The 21,059-nt window shown below is 70.7% G+C and carries 19 protein-coding genes, 1 tRNA gene and 1 pseudogene; 13 read left to right on the top strand and 8 right to left on the bottom strand.

Going from position 1 to position 21,059, the window contains the following annotated elements; all coding sequences use genetic code 11:
* Positions 1–87 precede the first annotated feature (87 nt).
* Positions 88–4,215 carry an AAA family ATPase gene (locus tag ACGFRF_RS15220; protein WP_393739915.1) on the bottom strand — a complete coding sequence of 1,376 codons (4,128 nt, stop codon included), beginning with the start codon at positions 4,213–4,215 and terminating at the stop codon, positions 88–90.
* Between the two features lie 641 nt (positions 4,216–4,856).
* On the opposite strand from ACGFRF_RS15220, the gene ACGFRF_RS15215 reads away from it, so the two are divergent.
* On the top strand, positions 4,857–5,045 hold the full coding sequence (locus ACGFRF_RS15215; protein WP_393739913.1) for a ferredoxin: 189 nt from the start codon (positions 4,857–4,859) through the stop codon (positions 5,043–5,045).
* A gap of 44 nt (positions 5,046–5,089) precedes the next feature.
* On the opposite strand, the gene ACGFRF_RS15210 is transcribed toward ACGFRF_RS15215, so the two are convergent.
* Entirely contained in the window at positions 5,090–5,848 is a 759-nt protein-coding gene (locus ACGFRF_RS15210) for a glycosyltransferase family 2 protein (protein WP_393739911.1), read from the bottom strand.
* A 250-nt stretch (positions 5,849–6,098) separates the two neighbouring features.
* A complete protein-coding gene (locus ACGFRF_RS15205) occupies positions 6,099–6,434 on the bottom strand; it encodes a DUF6344 domain-containing protein (RefSeq protein ID WP_393739909.1) in 336 nt (111 codons plus the stop codon).
* A gap of 349 nt (positions 6,435–6,783) precedes the next feature.
* Here ACGFRF_RS15205 and ACGFRF_RS15200 point away from each other — a divergent pair, with 349 nt between their 5' ends.
* Both ACGFRF_RS15200 and ACGFRF_RS15195 read left to right on the top strand, forming a co-directional pair.
* Complete coding sequence (locus ACGFRF_RS15200; RefSeq protein WP_003999697.1) at positions 6,784–6,912, top strand: DLW-39 family protein; 129 nt, start codon at positions 6,784–6,786, stop codon at positions 6,910–6,912.
* Between the two features lie 269 nt (positions 6,913–7,181).
* Positions 7,182–8,606 (top strand): hypothetical protein, encoded by a 1,425-nt coding sequence (locus ACGFRF_RS15195; protein ID WP_393739907.1) that lies wholly within the window; start codon positions 7,182–7,184, stop codon positions 8,604–8,606.
* On the opposite strand, the gene ACGFRF_RS15190 is transcribed toward ACGFRF_RS15195, so the two are convergent.
* Together ACGFRF_RS15190 and ACGFRF_RS15185 are read right to left on the bottom strand one after the other, a co-directional pair.
* Positions 8,570–10,123, bottom strand: coding sequence for a protein kinase (locus ACGFRF_RS15190; RefSeq protein WP_393739905.1), 1,554 nt, complete (start codon positions 10,121–10,123; stop codon positions 8,570–8,572). The genes ACGFRF_RS15195 and ACGFRF_RS15190 overlap by 37 nt on opposite strands.
* Positions 10,124–10,315: 192 nt before the next feature.
* A complete protein-coding gene (locus ACGFRF_RS15185; RefSeq protein ID WP_393739903.1) occupies positions 10,316–10,864 on the bottom strand; it encodes a helix-turn-helix domain-containing protein in 549 nt (182 codons plus the stop codon).
* A gap of 183 nt (positions 10,865–11,047) precedes the next feature.
* Between ACGFRF_RS15185 and ACGFRF_RS15180 the strand changes: the two genes are divergently transcribed.
* A tRNA-Ala gene (locus ACGFRF_RS15180) sits at positions 11,048–11,120 on the top strand.
* 158 nt (positions 11,121–11,278) lie between these two features.
* On the opposite strand, the gene ACGFRF_RS15175 is transcribed toward ACGFRF_RS15180, so the two are convergent.
* Positions 11,279–11,980 carry a DUF5324 family protein gene (locus tag ACGFRF_RS15175; RefSeq protein ID WP_393739901.1) on the bottom strand — a complete coding sequence of 234 codons (702 nt, stop codon included), beginning with the start codon at positions 11,978–11,980 and terminating at the stop codon, positions 11,279–11,281.
* Between the two features lie 270 nt (positions 11,981–12,250).
* Here ACGFRF_RS15175 and ACGFRF_RS15170 point away from each other — a divergent pair, with 270 nt between their 5' ends.
* Together ACGFRF_RS15170 and ACGFRF_RS15165 are read left to right on the top strand one after the other, a co-directional pair.
* Positions 12,251–12,781: a peptidylprolyl isomerase gene (locus ACGFRF_RS15170; RefSeq protein WP_393739899.1), complete on the top strand. Its 531-nt coding sequence runs from the start codon at positions 12,251–12,253 to the stop codon at positions 12,779–12,781.
* Positions 12,782–12,891: 110 nt separating this feature from the next.
* On the top strand, positions 12,892–13,785 hold the full coding sequence (locus ACGFRF_RS15165; protein ID WP_393739897.1) for a rhomboid family intramembrane serine protease: 894 nt from the start codon (positions 12,892–12,894) through the stop codon (positions 13,783–13,785).
* 269 nt (positions 13,786–14,054) lie between these two features.
* Here ACGFRF_RS15165 and crgA read toward each other — a convergent pair whose 3' ends face one another.
* Positions 14,055–14,309, bottom strand: a complete 255-nt coding sequence (crgA, locus tag ACGFRF_RS15160; RefSeq protein ID WP_393739895.1) for a cell division protein CrgA — start codon at positions 14,307–14,309, stop codon at positions 14,055–14,057.
* A gap of 153 nt (positions 14,310–14,462) precedes the next feature.
* Between crgA and ACGFRF_RS15155 the strand changes: the two genes are divergently transcribed.
* The 7 genes and pseudogenes from ACGFRF_RS15155 to ACGFRF_RS15125 all read left to right on the top strand — a co-directional run bounded on the left by ACGFRF_RS15155 (position 14,463) and on the right by ACGFRF_RS15125 (position 18,864).
* Positions 14,463–15,251, top strand: coding sequence for a DUF881 domain-containing protein (locus ACGFRF_RS15155; protein WP_393739893.1), 789 nt, complete (start codon positions 14,463–14,465; stop codon positions 15,249–15,251).
* A 40-nt stretch (positions 15,252–15,291) separates the two neighbouring features.
* A pseudogene (locus ACGFRF_RS15150) lies at positions 15,292–15,494 on the top strand (class E sortase); the annotation flags it as partial.
* A gap of 51 nt (positions 15,495–15,545) precedes the next feature.
* Positions 15,546–15,707, top strand: a complete 162-nt coding sequence (locus tag ACGFRF_RS15145) for a hypothetical protein (RefSeq protein WP_393739891.1) — start codon at positions 15,546–15,548, stop codon at positions 15,705–15,707.
* Positions 15,704–16,342: an aminodeoxychorismate/anthranilate synthase component II gene (locus ACGFRF_RS15140; RefSeq protein WP_393739889.1), complete on the top strand. Its 639-nt coding sequence runs from the start codon at positions 15,704–15,706 to the stop codon at positions 16,340–16,342. The genes ACGFRF_RS15145 and ACGFRF_RS15140 overlap by 4 nt, the downstream gene beginning before the upstream one ends.
* Positions 16,339–17,481 (top strand): class E sortase, encoded by a 1,143-nt coding sequence (locus ACGFRF_RS15135; protein WP_393739887.1) that lies wholly within the window; start codon positions 16,339–16,341, stop codon positions 17,479–17,481. The genes ACGFRF_RS15140 and ACGFRF_RS15135 overlap by 4 nt, the downstream gene beginning before the upstream one ends.
* 27 nt (positions 17,482–17,508) lie before the next feature.
* A complete protein-coding gene (locus ACGFRF_RS15130) occupies positions 17,509–18,261 on the top strand; it encodes a class E sortase (protein ID WP_393739885.1) in 753 nt (250 codons plus the stop codon).
* A gap of 279 nt (positions 18,262–18,540) precedes the next feature.
* Positions 18,541–18,864, top strand: coding sequence for a hypothetical protein (locus tag ACGFRF_RS15125; protein ID WP_393739884.1), 324 nt, complete (start codon positions 18,541–18,543; stop codon positions 18,862–18,864).
* A gap of 91 nt (positions 18,865–18,955) precedes the next feature.
* Here the strand turns inward: ACGFRF_RS15125 and pknB are convergent, their stop codons facing one another.
* Entirely contained in the window at positions 18,956–20,953 is a 1,998-nt protein-coding gene (gene pknB, locus ACGFRF_RS15120; protein WP_393739882.1) for a Stk1 family PASTA domain-containing Ser/Thr kinase, read from the bottom strand.
* Positions 20,954–21,059: the final 106 nt, after the last annotated feature.

Genomic DNA, 21,059 nt, shown 5'->3' with positions numbered 1-21,059 from the left:
ACCAGCGATCGGGCCATGGCCAAGGGTAACAAGCTTGGGCGGTCCGTGGGGCCAAGTCACCGGGTAATCCATCAGGTTGGCCGATCATCATCCGCACGGGGGGTCGTAGGAGAGGCGGGGAAGGTACTCGTGCCACTTCTGCGGGGTCAGGACGCCCCGGGTGACCGAGCAGATGTGCCGGATCGCCTCGTCGGCGTCCAGCCGCCACAGGCGGACCGTGTCGGCGCCGCTGGAAACGCCGAGGACGTGGCTGTGGGGGTTGAAGCTGAGGAACGTGCCCGTCTTGGCGTTGGGGGTCATCGACTGGCCGATCGCGGTCGCCCGGGCGGGGTCGGTGACGTTCCAGAGGCGGACCGTGTTGTCGTTGCCACCGCTGGCCAGGATCTGGCCGCCCGCGCTGAACGTCAGTGACGTCACCGCCTCGCTGTGGCCGGTGAGCGGTGCGCCCAGCGGGCTCGCCGCGGCGGGGTCGGTGACGTCCCAGAGGCGGACCGTGTCGTCGTCGCTGCCGCTGGCCAGGGTGTGCCCGTCCAGGCTGTAGGCGAGGGCGTTGACGGGACCGGAGTGCTGGTCGAGCGGTGTGCCGGCGGGGGCCGGGTGGGCCGGGTCGGTGACGTTCCACAGCCGGATCGTGCTGTCCGCGCTGCCACTGGCCAGCGTGCGGCCGTCCGGGCTGAAGACCAGCGCGTCGATGTAGCCCCGGTGGCCGGTGAGCGGCCTGCCGAGCGGGACGGAGCGCGCGGGGTCGGTGACGTCCCAGAGCTGGATGGTGCGGTCGTCGTAGGCCGTGGCCAGCGTGCGGCCGTCCGGGCTGTAGGCCAGCGCGTCGGAGCCCATGAAGCGGGTGCGCAGGGCCAGGGGCGGTCCGGCGGACACCGGGTGGGAGGGATCGGAGACGTTCCACAGGTACACGGCCTTGGTTCCCGTGAGGACGGCGAGGGTGCGGCCGTCGGGGGAGAACATCAGCGAACGCTGGTCGCCGTCAGCGCGCATGAACGGTTTCCCCAGCGGCACGGGCCGACCGGGACGCGCCACGTTCCACAGCCGTATCCTGCCGTCCCGCGCGGCCGTGGCCAGCACCCGCCCGTCCGGCCGGAACGCTCCGTTCCGGCCGATCATGTCCGAGGTCGGTATCGACCACAGGCGCACCTTGCTGTCACCGCTGCCGGTGGCGAGGGTCCGCCCGTCGGGGCTGAACCCCAGGGCGTACATCTCCCCGCTGCTGCCCGCGAGCGGCTCCCCGACCTGCGACGGGGAGCCCGGATCGCTCACGTTCCACAAACTCGCCGTGCTGTCCGCGCTCGCGGCGGCCAGCCTGCCGCCGTCGGGGCTGAACGCCACGGACCAGACGGGGCCGGTGTGGCCGGTCAGCGGCGAGCCGAGCGCTGCCGGGCGGCCCGGATCGGTCACGTCCCACAGCCGGATCGTGTCGTCCGCGCCGCCGCTGGCCAGGGTCCTGCCGTCCGGGCTGAAGGCCAGCGAGTGCACGATGTCCGTGTGGCCCTCCAGCACGGTGCGGACCGGCTCGGGCCGGCGCGGGTCGGCCGTGCGCCACAGCAGGATCGTGGCGTCGTCGCCGCCCGCCGCGAGCGTCCGCCCGTCGGGGCTGAACGCCACCGAGCGCACCGCCGCGGTGTGGCCGCGCAGCGCGCCCAGGGCCCTCGGCCGGTGCGGGTCGGCCACGTCCCACAGACGCACGGTGTGGTCCTCGCCGGCCGAGGCCAGGGTGCGGCCGTCGGGGCTGAAGGCGACCAGGTAGATCGTGCCCGTGTGGCCGGTCAGGGGCCGGCCGAGCGGCGACGGGTGTGCGGGGTCGGTCACGTCCCACAGGCGGACCGTGCCGTCGTCGCCCGCGCTTGCCAGGGTGTGCCCGTCCGGACTGAAGACCGCGCTGCTCACCCAGCTGGTGTGGCCGGTGAGGGGCTTGCCGAGCGGTTTCGGGCGGCTCGGGTCGGCCACGTTCCACAGCCGGACCGTGCGGTCGTAGCTGGCCGTGGCCAGGGTCTTGCCGTCGGGGCTGAAGGAGGTGAGGTACACGGCGCCGGAGTGGCCGGACAGCGGGGTGGCCAGCGGCGCGTTGACGATCGAGATCAGCCGGCTGTACGTGCCCTCGTCGTCCGGGCGCAGATCGTGGGCGACCAGGTCGAGCTGCGCGGCCAGGGAGGGATCGGTGTGCTGGACCCGGTCGGCCTCGGCGAGGACCTGCGCGAACACGGCGTCGTCCCGCTGCTGCCAGGCGATCACCGCGGACCCGCCGGCGAGCAGGGCCAGCACGACCAGCGCCGCCACCGCGGCCCGGCTGAGCCACACCGAGCGCTTGCGCAGCCGGACCGAGGCGGCCAGGAACTCCACCGCGCTCCGGGTCAGATAGGTGTCCCCGGCCGACCTCGCCCAGCTGCGGGCCTGTTCGAGTCGGGAACCGCGGTACAGCAGCGAGGTGTCCCGGCCGGAGTCCTCCCAGGCCCGGCCGTCCTCCTCCAGCCGCTGCCGCAGCAGGTGGTCGTTGCGGTCGTCGTCGATCCAGTGCCGCAGCCGCGGCCAGGCGTGCAGCAGCGCCTCGTGGGTGATCTCCACGGTGTCCGCGTCCAGCGTCACCAGCCGGGCCCGCACCAGCGCCTCGAGGGACTCCTCGGTCTTGCCGGGGTCCGACGACTCGTCCGCCAGCTGCCGCCGGGTGCCCCGCCGCCGTGTGGCCTGGGTGTCCTCGCCCAGCCGGACCAGCCGCAGCAGGAGCAGCCGGGCGGCCGTACGGGCGGCGGGGTCGAGGCCGGACCAGGCGCGCTCGGCGGTCGCCGCCACGGCCCCCTGGATGCCGCCCGCCGCACGGTATCCGGCCAGCGTCAGCCGCCCGGCCTTCCGGCGCTGCCAGGTGGCCAGCAGGGCGTGGGACAGCAGCGGCAGCACGCCCGCGTCGTGCGCTCCGCGCGGGCCGTCTGCGCTCACCTCGCGCGCGATCAGCTCGGCGAGCCCCGGTTCCAGCTCCAGGCCCACCGCCTTGGCCGGACCGGTCACGGCGTCACGCAGCTCACCGCTGCTCAGCGGGCCGAGCACCATGTGCCGGTGCTGCAGCGCGTCGGCCAGGTCGCGGTAGCCGAGGCACTGTTCGTAGAAGTCGGCGCGGATGCCGAGGACGACCAGTGCGGGGGCGGTCGCGCCCCAGCGGGCCGGCGGGGTGCACGCGGCGGCCAGGAGCTGGATGAAGGTACGCCGGTCGGCCTCGTCGGCGCAGAGGGTGAACGCCTCCTCGAACTGGTCCACGATGACGACCGGCCGGGCGTCCGGGGACATCTCGCGGCGCGCCCATGCCGAGACGGCCTCGCGCGCCGCCCGGGCGAGCCGCGGGGCGTCGGAGCCGGGCGCGGCCGGGTTCTCTGTGGCCTCCTGCTCGGCCTTCCGCGCGTCGGCGGCGACGGGGGCGAGGTCGGGGATACGGCGGACCAGCTCCCCCAGGGGATCGGCACCGGGGACGAGCTGCAGTACCGGGCCGGAGGAGGCGGTGGCGTCCACGGCGGTGTCGTCGTCGGGGGGGATGCCGGTGACGTCGGCGGACGCGGGGGCGGGGGTACCCGCGGGCGCCGCTGTCCCGTCGGCCGTCGCGGCATCGAGGGCGCCGTCGCGGAGCGCGGGGACCAGGCCGGCGTTCAGCAGGGACGACTTTCCCGCACCCGAGGCGCCCACCAGCATCACCAGGCCGCCCGTCCGCTCCGCGGCACGCAGCTGGGCGACGAGCGCGTTCGTGCTCCGCTCCCGGCCGAAGAACCACCGCGCGTCCTCCAGCCGGTACGGGGCCAGCCCCCGGTACGGGCACACACCACCGGCGACGGGCGGGGCCTGGGCCGGGGGCCGCCGGTCCTGCTGCGCGGGCGGCGCGGGCCGGTCGCCGACCGGGTCGGCGACCGCGAGCTCCCACAGGCGCTGCCAGTGGGCGAGGTCGTACAGGCCGCTGGACACCGGCGCGGGCCGCAGACGTCGCGCCTCCGGGATCAGGATGTGCAGGACCGCCGCCAGTGCGGTGAACTGGGCCGGCACGTTCCGGGCCCGGCGCCAGTCGCTGATCCGCTGCGCGGACACCCGTACGGGCCGGCCGCGCTCGTCGATCCGCTGCAGTCGTACGACCGCCTCGGCGACGCTCTTGAGGGGAGGGTTGCCGGCCTCCTTGTACAGCAGCGCGAGACGCTCGGCGAAGGCTGTGCGTGCCCCTGAGCCGGAACTCAAGGTCCCACCCCTTACTTCCCCCCGTATCTGGACGTCCGGACCGGAAAACTCACCTTATACGGCTGACCTGCGGATAAGGCCTGGACCGGAGACCGGAACCTCCTCGGCGGGGGCGACAGATGGCAGGATCCGAACCCAGTAGCGGACTGATCACACACCGTCTGGACAGGCCACCGGCTCGGCGCTCGGAGAGACAGCCCATGGCAGCGAACGTTCTCGGTCAACTTCCGCCGCAAGGGCGCGAGCGGGTGCCGTGGGAAGCAGTGAGCGACGACGACGCCCACGGCTGAACCCGCGAGCGCCTGCGGGAACGGCCCCCTTACTGCGACCCGTGCCGATGCGCCGACATGGCGCGGGTCGACATGCCCTGCACCGTTCGGTACCGGTCCCCACGAGGGGAGGGACCGGTGCCGGACGGTCAGGGGCTCTGCTTCGGATGTGCCGTCGGCGGGGACGGGGTCCTCCAAAGTCTCCCGGCCGGCGCGGCTCGACGGGCGGTGCGGCCGGTTCGGCGCGCGTCCCGCCGGGCGGTGGACCCGGCCGGTTCAGCGGCCGCCTCGCCGGGCAGTGACGTCCTGGAAGTCACCGACCAGACCCCGGCCGGACGTCATCGGCGGGGGTCGCTGACGGCTGGAGGACGCATGAAGGTCTTTGTCGACCGCGGCCTGTGCTACGGCTCCGCCGAGTGCGCGCACCGGGCGCCGGAGGTGTTCGAGTTCGAGGACGGGTACGGCGTCGTACGGCCCGGCCGCGAGGAGTCCGCCGACGACCCGCGGGTCGCGGAGGCGGCCGAGAAGTGCCCTTCGCAGGCGATCAGGCTCACGGAATGACGGCACACGGGCGTGGTCCCCACGGGGGCCGGGGCCGTCCGTGTTCAGCGGTCGGCCGGATACGTCCACCCGAACTCCGCCAGCGCACGGGCCCTGGCTTCCGCGACCGCCATGCGCGCCTCGCGTTCGGCGGCGTCCACGTGGGACGGCTGCCCCGTGACCTGCCCGTGCCACTTGCGGTACAGCAGGCCGACCTCGCCCGAGAACCAGCCGCGGCTCACCGCGTTCAGCGCCAGTAGCAGGCCCGTGTCCTCGGAGGCCGGCAGGGCCATCCAGCCCCCCAGGGCGGTCAGCAGGTCCCGTCGCACGCACAGGGTCGCCGGGTGGACCGGCGCCAGGTAGTCGTTCCGCTTCCAGTGGTCGAGCACGACACCGCGTTCGAGGGGGCCGTCGGCCGGATCGCCGGGGAAACCGGCCGTGGAGCCGTCGGGCAGCAGGTCGAGCACGCGGGACGTCGTCCACCCCACGGTGCGGTCCGCCTCCAGCACGGCCAGGTCGCGGGCCAGCGCGCCCGGGGTGAGCTGGTCGTCGGCGTCGAGGACCTTGACGTACGCGCCCTCCGCGCGAGCCAGCGCGATCGTCCGGGCGACACCGGGACCGCCCGGCCGGCCCTGGCGGAAGGTCACCCGCTCGTCGTCCGGGACGTAGGGGTGGACCGCGTCCGTGCCGCCGTCCTCCTGGATCAGCCACTGCCAGTCCCAGCCGTCGGGGAGCCGCTGGGCGCACAGGGACCTGTAGGCGTCCGGCAGGAACCCGGCGGACGGGCCGTGGACAGCGGTGACAACGGTGACGCGCCGGCTCACGGCAGCACTCACCACCTTTCCGTCAGGCGGGGGGCCCGGTCGTAAGGATCGTGGGTCGTCGCAGGAGGATCGTGATCGTTCCGTACGAGGATGCCGCATGCGGGAAACAGCGCGAGACCCCCGGCCGAGCCCGGCCGGGGGTCTTTCCGTGTCGACTGATGCGTACGCAAGTCGCCTGGTGTCGAGACGTCTGCGGTGCTGCGTGCCGTTCCTGCCGTGGGTGGCCGGCGGAGCAGCGGATCGATCGGGATCAGCAGTCGAGCGCCGCGGGGTCCTGGTCGGTGGTCTCCGTGTTCTCCGCCTGTGTCTCGGTGAGGGGGCGGTGCCGGCAGCTCGGGGACTTTCCGTGGGCCTCGGCCCGGATGCGCTGCTTCATCGTGGGGGGCAGGGCCCTGGCGTGGGACCAGAGCCAGTGGTGTGTCGCCGGGATCGTCGGGGCCGTGCGGTGCGTGGCGCCGGTGCGGGGGCTCTCGGTCTGGGCGGCGGCCGGCGCGGTGGCCGCGGCGACGAGTCCGAGCGCCGTGCACAGCGCGAGGAAGGCGGTGACGATGGCGGTCCACAGCTTCATGACCTTGTTCTGGGTCATGGCCCCTCACTTTCGGGTCGGGCGATTTGCGTACTTTCCTCATGATGTGTATGAGGATCGCGAAGTGGTGGACCGACGCCCGTGGCGCGTTGATGTTCCGATGAACACCACTCGGATGGACGCAAGAGCGTCGAAAGGTCGCAAATCCTAGCGAGAGCTATCGAAAGGGGAGAAAGGTAACGGTGTGTGGAGGTGTGATCACCCTCCGATCCGAACGGCGCCGGGCCCGGTTACTGCGCTGCCGGAGGCGGGAGTTGAGCCACGACGCAGGTCACCGATCGATATCGGTCGGTGTGTATAGTCGGGCGCCAGAGAGGTCCCCTACGTCAAGGAAAGACGAGGTCGCGCGGTGAAGAAGCTGCTCCTGGTCGCACTGGCCGCCATCGGCGGGCTCCTCGTGTACCGCCAGATCCAGGCGGATCGCGCCGAGCAGGATCTGTGGACGGAGGCGACTGACTCCGTGCCCACGGGTTCGTGAGTCCCGACACCAGAAACTGAAACAGACCCCGGCCGCCCTCGCGGTCGGGGTTTTGCGTTGTCCCGTGTTGCGGGGTCGCGGCGGGTGAGGTACGCGTCCGGGAACCCGTACGAGGATCCGCCGCGCGCCGCCGGGCGTTGATGGGCGTTTCGGACGGCCGTACGCGTTGCCCGGATGGCGCAAGGGCGATCGGGGCAGGATGGGCCACGGCCCGGTGCGGTCGCGAGGAGCGGCCCGGGGTGCGGTTGCGGGCGTCAGGGGGGTGGCGGATGCGGCGGTGGCGAGAGCGTACGGCGTGGTGGCGGGGCGACTGGTCCCCGCGTCCGCTCGCCGTGGTCGCGCGGCTGGGGCGGCGTGCGGCGGTCGTGCGGCCCGGGCCGCGTCCCGTCCTCGTCCTGCCGGGGTTGCGTGCCCTTGTCCTTCTGCTGGGGCTGTGGGCGCTGGTCGCCGGGCCCTGCGGCACCGCGGTCGCCGCCGACGGGTGGGCGGAGCGGTACGGCTTCACGCCCGGCGCCCGTACGGTCGAGGGCGCCGCGGGCACCGCGGAGGCCGAACAGCTGGACCCCGGCCGCACCTACCGGAGCGCCCTCCCGGAGAACGGCAGGCTCTACTACCGCCTCCACCTCACCGCCACGGACACGGCGTACGTCCCCGTCACCGCCGTACCGCCCGCGGACGCCACCGTCTCCGCCACCGACGGCATCCGTGTGTCGGTCCGGGACGCGGACGGCACCCCCTGCTCCTACGCCGCCGCCCGCTTCGGCGCCGGGCTCAGCCCCCGCCCGGTCACGGCCCTGGCGGAGCGCGAGGCAGGAAAGGCGCTGTGCCAGGGCGCGGGGACGTACTACCTGCTCGTCGAACGCCTCGACGCCGAAGGCTCCGGTACGGCGGTCTCGCCCCAACGCTGGGACCTGGAGATCGCGCCCGCCACGGAACCGGGCCCGGCCCGGCCCGGTCCCACCACCGCGCCGCGGGCCTGGGACTCCGCCACGCCCGAGCCGCTCACCGGCGAGCCCCGCGACCGGTCCGGCGGCACCGGCTTCGCCTCGGCCGAACCGGTGGGCCAGGGGGTCTGGCAGACCGTCCTCGTGCCCGGCGAGACCCGGTTCTACAAGGTGCCGCTCGACTGGGGCCGCCACCTGCACGCCTCCGCCGACCTGGGCCCTTCCCCCGGCCACGGCTATGTCGGCGGCGCCCTGAACCTCTCCCTCTACAACCCCGTCCGGGGCCCCGTGGACGACGCGGCCCTCGGCTACACGGGCACCGGGAAAACCGTCGCCCTCGACCCGCTCCCGCCGGTCGAGTACGCCAACCGCCACGCCGTCCCCGCCGGGGTCACCTCCGTCCGCTTCGCCGGCGCGTACTACCTGGTCGTGCACCTCAGCGAGCAGATGGCCGGCACCTTCGGGCGGGGTCCGTTCGGCGTGACGCTGCGGATACGGGTGGACGGGCGGGCACATGCCGGGCCGGGCTATGCCGGAAGTCCCGAACCGGCGGACGTCTTCACCGTCACGGAACGGGACCGGGAGGCGGCGCTGACCGGGGGCACCGAAGACGCGGACGGCACGGTGATGAAGCTGGTCGCGGCCGGCGGGATCGGCCTGGGCACCGTGCTGCTGCTGGTGCTCGGCGGATGGACGGCGGCCGCCCGGCGGGCTCAGACCCGGGTCAGCGCCCAGAAACCCACCGCGTAGCAGGCCAGCGCCAGCAGCAGGACCGGCACCGCGACCTTGGCCGGGGGCCCGGGACGGCGGTTCGCACGGCGCGCCCGACGGCCGTGCCCGGCAGGTGCCGCGGACATCGGTGGGGCGGGAGCGGGAACCTGCGGGTCCTGAGCGGTGTACGAAGCAGTAGAGGCGTCACCGCGATGCCCTGGCACCGCAGTCGGGGGCGGGACAGGGCTCCAGGGCGCGTGGGGCGGGGAGGAGGGGGAGAGGGCGTGCGTCGGATCGTGCGAGGGACGCTCCGGGACCTGGGGTGGGTGCTGCGAGCCGTACTCGCCCTGCTCCTCGGCATGTCGGGGTGTCGGCCGAGGGTGGGACTGGGGAGCCAAGTGCCCCTGGGGCGGCGGGAGTCGGAAGCTCCCGGTGTCCGAAAGCGAGCTGGTGTGTACGTGAGCGTGGGCGCTCGGGTGGGGGTTGGAATCCGTGAGGGAGTGTGCGGGGGAGTCCGGACGGGAGCCTGCGGGCGGGTCCGTGCGGGAGGCGGCGTCTGTACGCGGGGAGGTGTACGGGTCGGCGGGGACGCTCGTACGGGAGGCGGTACGCGGGTCGGAAGGGAGGTCCGGGCCGGCGGAGGTCCTCTCCCCACCGGAAGCCGCCCTGGCCTTCTCGAGGGGCCCGTCGGGGCCGAACCCCGGCGGCAGCGGGCCGAGTTGGTCGAAGATCTCGATCAGCTCGTCGTCCGGCCCGGGCTCCGGCAGGAGTTCCGTGGCGGAGGCGAGTGCCTTGCGCGCACCCGTGGCGGTGCGGAAACGGGCCGCCGGATCGGGCTGGAGCAGCATGGCGACGACCTGCCACAGCGGTTCGGGGATGCCCTTGGGCGCCCCAGGGATGCCGTGCTCCACGAAGTACTGCACGAGCGCCTTGGCGTCGGGCTTCGCGCCTTCGAGGAGATACAGGGCGACCAGGCCGACGGCGAAGAGGTCGGCCGGGAAGTCGGGTTCGGCTCCGAGTATCTGCTCCGGGGCGAGATAACCGGGCGTCCCCACCACGAGATTGGTCTCGGTCAGCCGCGGTTCGCCGAGCCGCATGGCGATGCCGAAGTCGGACAGCCGCAGCCGCGGCCGGCCCGTGCCGGTCGCTTCGAGGAGCAGGTTGGCGGGCTTGATGTCCCGGTGGACGACCCCTTCCGCGTGGACAGCGGCGAGCCCGGAAAGGAGCTGGTCGAGCAGGGTGCACACAAAGGCCGGAGGGAGGGGACCGTAGTCGCCGACGAGGTGGACCAGGGAGCCTCCGGCGACCAGATCCATGGTGAACAGGACCTTGTCGTCGTCGGCGGCCCAGCTGGCCGGAGCGAGGACGTGGGGATGGTCGATCCGCAGCGCCTGCTCCCGTACGAAACGCAGCAGGGAGTGGGCGTCCCGCTGCTGGAGCACCTTGGCGGCCACATAACGCCGTCGGCGATGATCCCAGGCGCGCCACACGGCGCCCACGCCACCGCGCCCGATCGGGTCGGCCAGTTCGTACCGGCCGGCGAAGACCTCACCCATGACAGTCCGCCGCTCCTCCCCCTACGCCCCGCGGTCCCCCGCGACCCCTGCTTCCCGTCTACCTCTGCTTCCTCTCTGTTCCCCTCCTGCTCCGCCGCCCCGTCGCTTCCCCCCCGAACGCCTGCTCCCCCCGGACGTCGGCTGCGCCCGTGGCCCGGCCCCGGACCCCCTCCGGAGAACCGGGCCTCCGGGTCAGTTCTGGTGGGACTGGTAGTGCGCGACCGCGTCCGACGTGCGACCGGCACCGTAGACCCGGAGGAATTCGGCCAGCTCGGGGTGGGTCGGGGCGAGGCTGTCCGCGGCATCGATGATGTCCCCCGCGGCGGCCACCGAGCGCAGCAGCGACTGGATCTCGCGGACCACCCGCTTGACCGTGGGCGCCCCGGAACCGCTCGTGGTCTGGGTGGTGTTGTTGAGCACGGAGCCCCCCTGCGACTTCTTGATCTCGTCCATGCGCTCGGTCGCCTCGGCGGCGCTGACGCTGCCGTCCGCCACCTGCGCCGCCAGCTCCTGCAGCAGCTGCACCCGCTGGACCACAGCAGGATTGCCGATCTTCGCGCGCTGGCCGCTCATCAGCTGCGACAGCATCGGAGCGGACAGGCCCAGGACCCCCGCGAGACGGGCCTGATTGAGCCCGAGATCGTCGATGAGCTTACGGAAGAGCGCCCCCAGCGGCTCCCCGTACCAGTTCCGCTGCAGCTCCCGCGCTCTGGCGGTGGCTTCCTGCTGTGCGGCGTCCATTGCGTCTCCCCATCGCTTCCCCTGAAAAACCGCGGTTCGCTGTAGCGAACCACGTCGAGCATCTTACGGAGAGTGGTCATCCGCGGGGACCCCCAATCTTTTTGCGGGATACGGGGGGTGACCCGGTACTCTGGTCTGCGGCACCCGCCGGAACGTGATCCTTCCGGCCGGTCGCTCCTTCCCGGGGCCTTAGCTCAGTTGGTAGAGCGCCGTCTTTGCATGGCGGATGTCAGGGGTTCGACTCCCCTAGGCTCCACTGCGAAAATGCCCTCCGACCTGCGGAAAGCAGGCTTCGGAGGGCATTTTTCATCGGCCGTCGCCGGTCTGGTTTCACGTGAAACGGGCCGTGGGACCGGCGAGTTGGTGCTCACCCGGTCCCACGGCCCGTTCCGACTTCGGTGCGAGCCCGACGTCTCATCCCTGATCGTCGCGGTCCGCGGCCTCCTCGTCTGCCTGCTTCGCCTCCACCTCAGGGTCCAGAACAGAGGTGCCGCTGCCGTCCACGGTGCTGAGCCGACCCGACTCGGGCACCTCCGTGGCCGCGGGCGGCTCGACCAGCCAGTCCGGGTTGGCCTGCTTGTCCCACCACTTCCAAGCCGCGAAGGCGCCGCCGGCCACCACGGTCAGCAGCGCCAGCACCTTCACGCTCCGGCCGACCTTGGACCGCCGCTGGTTCCTGCGGACCAGCTTCTGAATATCCTGCGCCGAGACCTGACCGCGCAGCGCGGCCAGGGCGGCGGCGCCCCGCGCGGCGGCCTCGTCGCGTACCGGGACCGTCGCGGCCACGGCATGCTCGATCTTCGGACGCGAGTACACGGCGGCCTGCCGAGCGGCCTTACGGGTACGAATGGCGGCTTCATGTGCGGCCAGGTCCACCTTCGGCGGCACATGCGCACGAGCCTGCTCCAGACGCGGGGCGAGCCGGGCGTCGTACTGGTCGCGGGCCTGCTCAGCGGCCTGCGACACCACGGGCGCCAGCCGTACGCGTGCCTCTTGCGCGTAATGCGCGGCACGCTCCTTGGCCGTGTCGGCGTAGGGCGCCACCACTTCCGCGGCGTGCAGCACGCTGTCCTTCGCCGAGCCGGTCGCGGCGCGCACGCTGTCGATGCGGGTCACGGGTTCCTCCTCCTCGGTGGCGTACGGTATTTCGACTTTCCACCCTTTTACGGATCATGCCTGCCAACGGTCCGGGCGGCATGCGAGGGCGGGCATATGGGTGCTGATCGCTCTCTTCGGCTTGATTACGGGCAACAGGAGCTTCTTTCGACCCTGCCACGAATCGCTGCCGGGCGCTGCTTTCCTGGCACAACTGGTGGCCGCCGGGCGACGTACGGGCCCGTCCGTGCGAGGATCGGGGAGTCACAGGAAGACAACGGAAGGCAGATCGTGGCTGAGCAGCTTTACGCCACCCTGAAGACCAACCACGGCGACATCGAGGTCCGGCTGTTCCCGAACCACGCGCCCGTCACGGTCAAGAACTTTGTCGAGCTGGCCCAGGGCGAGCGCGAGTGGACGCACCCCGGCACGGGTGAGAAGAGCACGAACCGGCTCTACGACGGCACGATCTTCCACCGTGTCATCAGCGGTTTCATGATCCAGGGCGGCGACCCGCTGGGCAGCGGCATCGGCGGCCCGGGCTACAAGTTCGAGGACGAGTTCCACCCGGACCTGTCCTTCAGCAAGCCCTACCTCCTGGCCATGGCCAACGCCGGCCCCGGCACCAACGGCTCGCAGTTCTTCATCACGGTCGCCCCGACCACGTGGCTGAACCGCAAGCACACCATCTTCGGCGAGGTCACCGACCCGGCCAGCCAGAAGGTCGTGGACGCCATCGCCGGCGTGCCCACCGTCCGCAACGACCGTCCGGCCGAGGACGTCGTCATCGAGTCGGTCGTGATCGAGAAGCGTGAGGGCTGAGCCCACCGTTTCCCGGAACCTCCCGCAGGGAACCAAACGCCCCGCTCGTCCGTAAGGATGAGCGGGGCGGGGTATTTGCCGGGTAGTGCCACGACGAGCAAGGGGATCTGATGGACCAGGCCGCAGGCAGCGGCAGCGCGCAGGACGCCCGGAGCGTGCCCGTGTGCTACCGGCATCCGGACCGTGAGACCGGCGTGCGCTGCACCCGCTGCGACCGCCCCATCTGCCCGGAGTGCATGGTCAGCGCCTCGGTCGGCTTTCAGTGCCCCGACTGCGTCCGCGACGGCTCGGGCACCGGCCATGCGCCGACCGTGTCCCGTCCGCGCACCGTGGCGGGCGGCACGGTGGCGGCGGACCCCCGGCTGGTCACCAAACTGCTGATCGGGATCAACCTCGCCCTCTTCCTGGTCCAGCTGTCCGTCGGCGACAGCTTCACCAACCGGTTCGAGCTCATCGGCCAGGCCTACGCCCCGCCGCTCAACGGGGTGCAGGGCCTCGCCGAGGGCCAGTACTACCGGATGCTGACGGCGATGTTCCTGCACGGCGGCTATGCGCACATCGCGTTCAACATGCTGAGCCTGTGGTGGATCGGCGGCCCACTCGAGGCCGCCCTGGGCCGCGCCCGATACCTGATCCTCTACTTCGTCTCGGGCCTGGCGGGCAGCGCGCTCAGCTACCTGATCGCCGCACCGAACCAGCCCTCGCTGGGCGCCTCAGGCGCGATCTTCGGTCTCTTCGGCGCCACCGCCGTTCTGATGCGCCGGCTCAACTACGACATGCGGCCGGTCATCGCGCTGCTGGTGATCAACCTCATCATCACCTTCGGCTTCAGCAACATCTCGTGGCAGGCCCACATCGGCGGCCTGGTCGCCGGTGTCGTCACCGGCTACGCCATGGTCCACGCCCCCCGCCGGAAGCGGACGCTGATCCAGTACGGCACCTGTGCGCTCGTGCTGGCTGTGGTGGCGGTCATGACGCTGGTCAGAACCGCCCAGCTCACCTGATACCGAACCGTTGTCCACAGCGGGTGGCGGATCTTGTGCATACCGTGCGGGCACACCTGTGCCCCCGGTCGCTCGAATGCGTTTCCGCAGGTCAGGTGGGAGCGAAAGGGTGTACGAGGGGTTGTGGGGCAGTCACACCGGCGTCAACCCTCGATGAGTTATCCACAGATCGTAGTCTTTTCCCCAGGGGGATGTGGATACGTCTGCTGACCTGTGGATAACTCAGTGGAGAGCCGTGGGGAGAGCTGCCGACACCGCGCTGGTGGGCGCTACTTCCACTGCGTGGAGACGCCGAAGCCGGCGGCGATGAAGCCGAAGCCGACCACGATGTTCCAGTTGTCCAGTGCGTCGATGGGCAGGGAGCCGTCGGTCACGTAGAAGACGACGATCCAGGCCAGGCCGATGAGGAACATGGCCAGCATGACGGGGGCGACCCACGCACGGTTGGTCAGCTTGATCGCCGCGGCCTGCTTCGCCGGCGGCGGCGTGAAGTCTGCCTTCTTGCGGATACGTGACTTCGGCACGAGGGTCTCTCCTGTCGATGCGCTGCGTGGCCGCGCAGGTAACGGGGGTCGGGCTCGGGGCAGCGTACAAGGGGCCAACATGACGACTCTGTGTGCTCCCCCGGGCGTCCGTTAGCGTAGTGCTTCCGTGGCGCCGAAGGAGATAAGGGTACGTTGAGCAATTCTGCCGACTCCCCCGGGACGGGATCAACGGGTTCCGGCCCCGGCCGCAGGCTGCGCGTCCGGCCGGTGCGGATACTCACGGCCGCCGTCTTCGCCCTCGCGGGGCTCATCTTCTTCACCAGCTTCAACACGGCCAAGGGCACCGACATCCGGCAGGACGCCTCGCTGCTCAAGCTGTCGGACCTGATCCAGGAGCGCAGCCGCAAGAACAAGGAGCTGGACGAGTCCAACGCGACCCTGCGCGACAACGTGGAGTCGTTCGCCGAGAGCGACGACGGAAGCACCAAGGCCCAGGACGAGAAGCTCAGCGGACTGGAGAAGAACGCGGGCACCCAGAAGCTGACCGGCCAGGCGATCACCGTCACTTTGAACGACGCCCCGCCCAACGCCACGGCCAAGCTCCCCGGCTACCCCGAGCCGCAGCCCGACTACCTGGTCATCCACCAGCAGGACCTGCAGGCCGTGGTGAACGCCCTGTGGCAGGGCGGCGCCAAAGGGATCAAGGTCATGGACCAGCGGCTGATCTCCACCAGTGCCGTGCGGTGCGTCGGCAACACCCTGATCCTCCAGGGCCGCGTCTACTCACCCCCGTACAAGATCACCGCGGTCGGCGACCCGGACAAGCTGCAGCAGGCGCTCGCGGCGAGCAAGGCGATCCAGACGTACATGGTGTACGTCAACGTCTACGGCCTCGGCTGGAAGGTGACCGAGGACGGCACGGTGACTCTTCCCGGCTACACGGGCACAGTGGACCTGCACTACGCGAAGCCGGTGGAGTAGGGGGGTCCCCTGTCCCGCGGCTCGGTTTCACGTGGAACCGGAAGGGCCTCGCAAATCCGTTCCCAAGGTCGTTGAGGTGATCGACCCTGTGCCACGTAAGTCCGGGTACGGGCGTCCGGACGGTATCCGCCGCCGACCACGTGCGATCCGGAACGGGGACCCAGTCACCGGCTGATCGTCTGGGCAGACCTGGACTCCACACAGCCTGTGGAGGCAGGCGAACCGAAGGCTCTGCGCCGTTAGTCTGGTGACGTACGGCGGAGTCTGGTGCCGTGGGGATACGAAAGGGACGGCATGTACGGCTGGATCTGGCGGCATCTGCCGGGGAACGCGTGGGTGAAGGCGCTCATCTCACTCGTACTGGTCCTGGCTCTGGTCTACGTCCTCTTCCAGTACGTCTTCCCGTGGGCCGAACCGCTGCTGCCCTTCAACGATGTGACGGTGGACAACCAGTGAGTGCGCGGATTCTCGTCGTCGACAACTACGACAGCTTCGTCTTCAACCTCGTCCAGTACCTGTACCAGCTGGGTGCCGAGTGCGAGGTGCTGCGCAACGACGAGGTGTCGACGGCGCACGCCCAGGACGGCTTCGACGGGGTGCTGCTCTCGCCCGGCCCGGGGACGCCGGAGGAGGCGGGCGTGTGCGTGGACATGGTCCGCCACTGCGCCTCGACCGGGGTGCCGGTCTTCGGCGTCTGTCTCGGCATGCAGTCGATGCAGGTGGCGTACGGCGGTGTGGTCGACCGGGCGCCGGAGCTGCTGCACGGGAAGACCTCGCCGGTCGAGCACGAGGGCAAGGGCGTCTTCGCGGGCCTGCCCTCTCCCTTCACGGCGACCCGCTACCACTCCCTGGCGGCGGAACCGGCCACGGTCCCGGCCGAGCTGGAAGTGACCGCCCGCACGCACGACGGCATCGTCATGGGCCTGCGCCACCGTGAACTCCCGGTCGAGGGCGTGCAGTTCCACCCCGAGTCGGTGCTGACCGAGCACGGGCACCGGATGCTGGCCAACTGGCTGGCGGAGTGCGGCGACCAGGGTGCCGTGGCGAGGTCGGCGGGGCTCGCCCCGGTGGTGGGCAGGGCCACGGCGTGACCGCGCTGCGCCCCGAGCGCGAGGACTTGTACGGCGAGAGCCCGTACGAGTCCCACGGCGGTGCGCCGAACGCCGGCCGCGGTGCGGGTCGCCATGCAGGGCGCCATGAGGATCCGCCGACGTCGCCGATGCCCGTGGTGGACCCCGTGCCGGCCGTCGCCCCTGTGTCCACCGTCGATGTGCCCTCCGTCGACCCCCTGCGTGCCGTCGATGACGAGACGATGGCGCTGCGGATTCCCGGTCCGCCGGCCGCCGGCCCGGAGAGCGAGCCCACAGGCGCCTCTGGGGCCTCCTCTGCCTCTCCTGCCACGGGAGTCACACCGGGCGGCCGTGCGGCCCGCAGAAGGGCGGCCAAGCGGCGTGGTGGCCGCCATGGCGGGAACCGGGAGACGGCGCCCCCGTCGACCCCGCCGTCCGGCCGACCGCTGTCCCGGGTGGAGGCCCGGCGGCAGGCGCGGCTGCGCAAGCCGAGCCCGGCCGTCATCGCGAGCCGGGCGATCGGCGAGGTGTTCATCACCACCGGGGTGCTGATGCTGCTGTTCGTCACCTACCAGCTGTGGTGGACCAATGTCCGCGCGCATGCGCAGGCCGGCAGCGAGACGCACCAGCTCCAGGACGACTGGGCCAGCGGCAAGCGCAACCCGGGTGTCTTCGCGCCGGGTCAGGGCTTCGCCATCCTGCACATCCCCAAGCTGGACGTGGTCGCGCCGATCGCGGAGGGCGTCAGCAACAAGAAGGTGCTCGACAAGGGCATGGTCGGGCACTACGGCGAGGACCCGCTGAAGACGGCGATGCCCGACGCCAAGACGGGCAACTTCGGTCTCGCGGCCCACCGCAACACGCACGGTGAGCCGTTCCGGTACATCAACAAGCTCACGAGCGGCGACGCGGTCGTGGTCGAGACACAGGACAAGTACTTCGTGTACAAGGTGACCTCGATGCTTCCGGTGACACCGCCGTCCAACACGAGTGTGCTGGACCCGGTTCCCCCGGGCTCGGGATTCACCGGGCCCGGCCGCTACATCACCCTCACCACCTGTACGCCCGAGTTCACCAGCAAGTACCGGCTGATCGTCTGGGGCAAGATGGTCGAGGAACGCCCGCGCGACAAGGGCAAGCCGGACGCGCTCATCGACTAGGGCTCATCGAGTAAGGGCAGAGGAACTGTGGCAGCGACCGCCGACGAGACCGAAGCACATCCGGACGCGTCCGCCCCGGAGCCCGGCCCGCGCCGGCGACCCGGCCGGATCGCCCTGGCGGTCAGCGTCTTCGGCGAACTCCTCATCACCACGGGCGTGTTGCTCGCCCTGTTCGTCGTCTACTCCCTGTGGTGGACGAACGTCATAGCGGACCGTAAGGCCGACAGGCAGGCCGACAAGGTCCGTGACCACTGGGCCCGTGCCACGGACTCCGGCCCCGGTGCGCTGGACACCAAGGACGGCATCGGCTTTCTGCACGTGCCGGCGATGAGGAACGGCGAGGTGCTGGTCGAGAAGGGCACCGACGAGGACGTCCTGAACAACGGTGTGGCCGGCTACTACACGGACCCGATGAAGGCCACGCTCCCCACCACCGGGAAGAACGGAAACTTCACCCTCGCCGCCCACCGCGACGGCCACGGCGCGAAGTTCCACAACATCGACAAGCTGAAGAAGGGCGACCCGATCGTCTTCGAGACGAAGGACGACTGGTACGTCTACAAGGTCTACTCGATCCTCCCCGAGACCTCGAAGTACAACGTCAAGGTCCTGTCGTCGGTCCCCGAGGAGTCCGGCAGGAAGAAGGCCGGCCACTACATCACCCTCACGACCTGCACCCCGGTCTACACGAGCCGCTACCGGTACGTGGTGTGGGGCGAACTGGTCCGCGTGGAGAAGGTGGACAGCGAGCGGACACCGCCGAAAGAACTGAACGGCTGATTTCCGCCGCCGAAGGCCCTGCGCATAAACCGCTCTTTCGAGTTCTGTTCTGCACATGATCTCGGCGATAGCCTTGCGAAGGCTCGTTTTGACACGAATGGGCTACTCGTAACAGAAAAGGAATCGATAGTGCGTACTAAGCGCATAGTTTCCGTTCTTTCCGTGTTGTTCTCCCTCTTAGGGCTCGCGCTGATCACCGCGCCTTCCGCGAGTGCCGCGGGGTACGGGTGCGGCGGTTCTCTGATCGACAAGCACCCGATCAGAACCACCCAGAGGGTGGTGTACGGAAATCTGTACCTCTACTACGACTCCGCGACCGGGTACAACTGTGCCGTCGCGGTCAAGAACAGCGCCGGTGGCGCCGGCACCGCCGGCAAGACGACCGTCTCGATCTTTCGTTGCACCGCCGGTGCCTCGACGGGGGATGCGTGTACGACGGACGCAAGTGACGACGACAGCGGCACCTACACCTCCTACGCCGGCCCGGTGAGGGTGTACGCGCCGAACCGCTGCATCCGGCTCTACGCCAACATCTGGCACCCGACCAACGGCCGGATCGCCTCGTACTGGGGCGGTAACGCGAACCTCGCCGAGCACTGCTGAGCGATGAAAAGGCGGTGCGGTCGGGCAACCTCCGTCGCCTGACCGCACCGCTCGCGTTTTCCGGCTCTCACCGCCCCTGGCGGCTCAAGGCCTAGTTGATGCCGCCGAAGAACCCGCCGTTGTCGCCACCGCCGTTGTTGCCGCCGCCGTTCTGGGCCGTCGTGAACAACGTGACCGTGTCGCCCCGGTTCACGGGACTGCCGGGAGCCGGGTTGGAGGTGACGACCAGGGCGTTGTCGTCCTGGACGCCCGGGACGTTGACCTGGAGGCCCAAGTCCTCGAGCTGTTTCTTGACGTCCTTCAGGCGCTTGCCCGCGAGATCCTGCGGGATCTGGACCTGCTGGTTCTGCACCTTGCCGACGTTCACTGCGATCGGCGTGTTCTTGGAGACCTGCTTGCCCGCCAGCGGGTTGGTGCTCTGGACCTTGCCGTCCTGGTTCGGGTCGGCGACGGGGGTGTCGCTGCACGTCGGTACCAGGCCCAGCTGCGTCAGTTCGGCCCTCGCCTCGTCGCAGGACTTGCCGACGAGGTCGCTGGGCACCGTGATCTTCTCCTCCGCCTTGGCAACGGTGAGGGTGATCGTGGAGCCCTTCTCGACCTCCGCGCCGAGCTTCGGGTTCTGCTGCAGGACGGTGCCCGCCTGCTCCGTGGTCGAGATCTCGTCCTTGCGTACGACCCTGAACTGGTAGTCGTCGCCCTCCAGCGTCGCCTTGGCCTCTTGGAAGCTCTGGCCGAGCACGCTGGGCACCGCGACCTTCGGCGCGCCGGTCGACACCACCAGGGTGATCGTGTCGCCCTTGTTCACCTCTGTGCCCGCCGTGGGGTCCTGGGAGCAGACGGTGCCCTTCGGCTGGTTCTCGCAGGGCTTCCGTGTGGGCGGGGCCAGCTTCAGGTCGGAGTTCACCGCCATCTTCTGGGCTTCGGTATAGGTGTGATCGACGAAGTTCGGAGCCTCGAAGGACTGGTCCGTGTTGCCTCCGCCGAAGGCCCACTTGCCGATCAGGATCGCGCCGATCAGCACGAGGATGCCCGCGACCACCAGCAGGATCGTGGAGGTGTTGGACTTCTTCTTCTGCTGGCGGCGGCGGTCGGGGCGGTCGTCGTAGCCGTAGCCGCCGTCGTCCGGGTGCATCGGCGGGAGCATGGTGGTCGCTCCGGCGCCGGCGTCCGAGCGCAGGGCGGTGGTCGCCTGGTCGTCGGGGTAGCCGCCGTAGCCCACCGCGCCCATGGCGGCCGTGGCCGCGACCGGCTGGCCGTCGAGGCAGGCCTCGATGTCGGCGCGCATCTCGTCGGCCGACTGGTAGCGGTAGTTCGGGTCCTTGACCAGCGCCTTCAGGACGATGGCGTCCATCTCGGGCGTGATCTCGGGGTCGAAGACCGAAGGAGACTGCGGTTCCTCGCGCACGTGCTGGTAGGCCACGGCCACCGGGGAGTCGCCCACGAAGGGCGGGCGGACCGTCAGCAGCTCGTAGAGGAGGCAGCCGGTCGAGTACAGGTCCGAGCGGGCGTCGACCTGCTCGCCCTTGGCCTGCTCCGGCGAGAGGTACTGGGCCGTACCGATGACCGCCGCCGTCTGCGTCATCGTCATGCCGGCGTCGCCCATCGCGCGGGCGATACCGAAGTCCATCACCTTGACCTGGCCGTTGCGGGTCAGCATGACGTTGGCCGGCTTGATGTCGCGGTGGACGATGCCGTTGCGGTGGGCGTACTCCAGACCCTGGAGGATGCCGATGGTCATCTCCATCGCGCGCTCGGGCAGCAGCTTGCGGCCGGAGTGCAGCAGCTCACGGAGCGTGGAGCCGTCGACGTACTCCATGACGATGTACGGGATGGAGACCCCGTCGATGTAGTCCTCGCCCGTGTCGTAGACCGCGACGATCGCGGGATGGTTGAGCGAGGCGGCCGACTGGGCCTCCCGGCGGAACCGGGCCTGGAAGGACGGATCACGCGCGAGATCCGCGCGTAGCGTCTTCACCGCCACGGTGCGGCCGAGGCGGGTGTCATGCGCGAGGTAGACCTCCGCCATGCCACCACGGCCGAGCACCTGGCCCAGCTCGTACCGGCCGCCGAGGCGACGCGGCTCTTCCATAGCTACCTACCAGCCCTCTCCGTCGGTCTCGGCCGTCACGTCCATGTGCGTCCGAGGCTGCCGTCCGGGCCTACCGTACCCGGCTCGCTTTGTGTGACCTGGCCAA

Source organism: Streptomyces sp. NPDC048521 (genome assembly GCF_043199855.1).
Lineage (GTDB): Bacteria > Actinomycetota > Actinomycetes > Streptomycetales > Streptomycetaceae > Streptomyces.
This window is presented reverse-complemented; position numbering and strand designations above follow the sequence as displayed.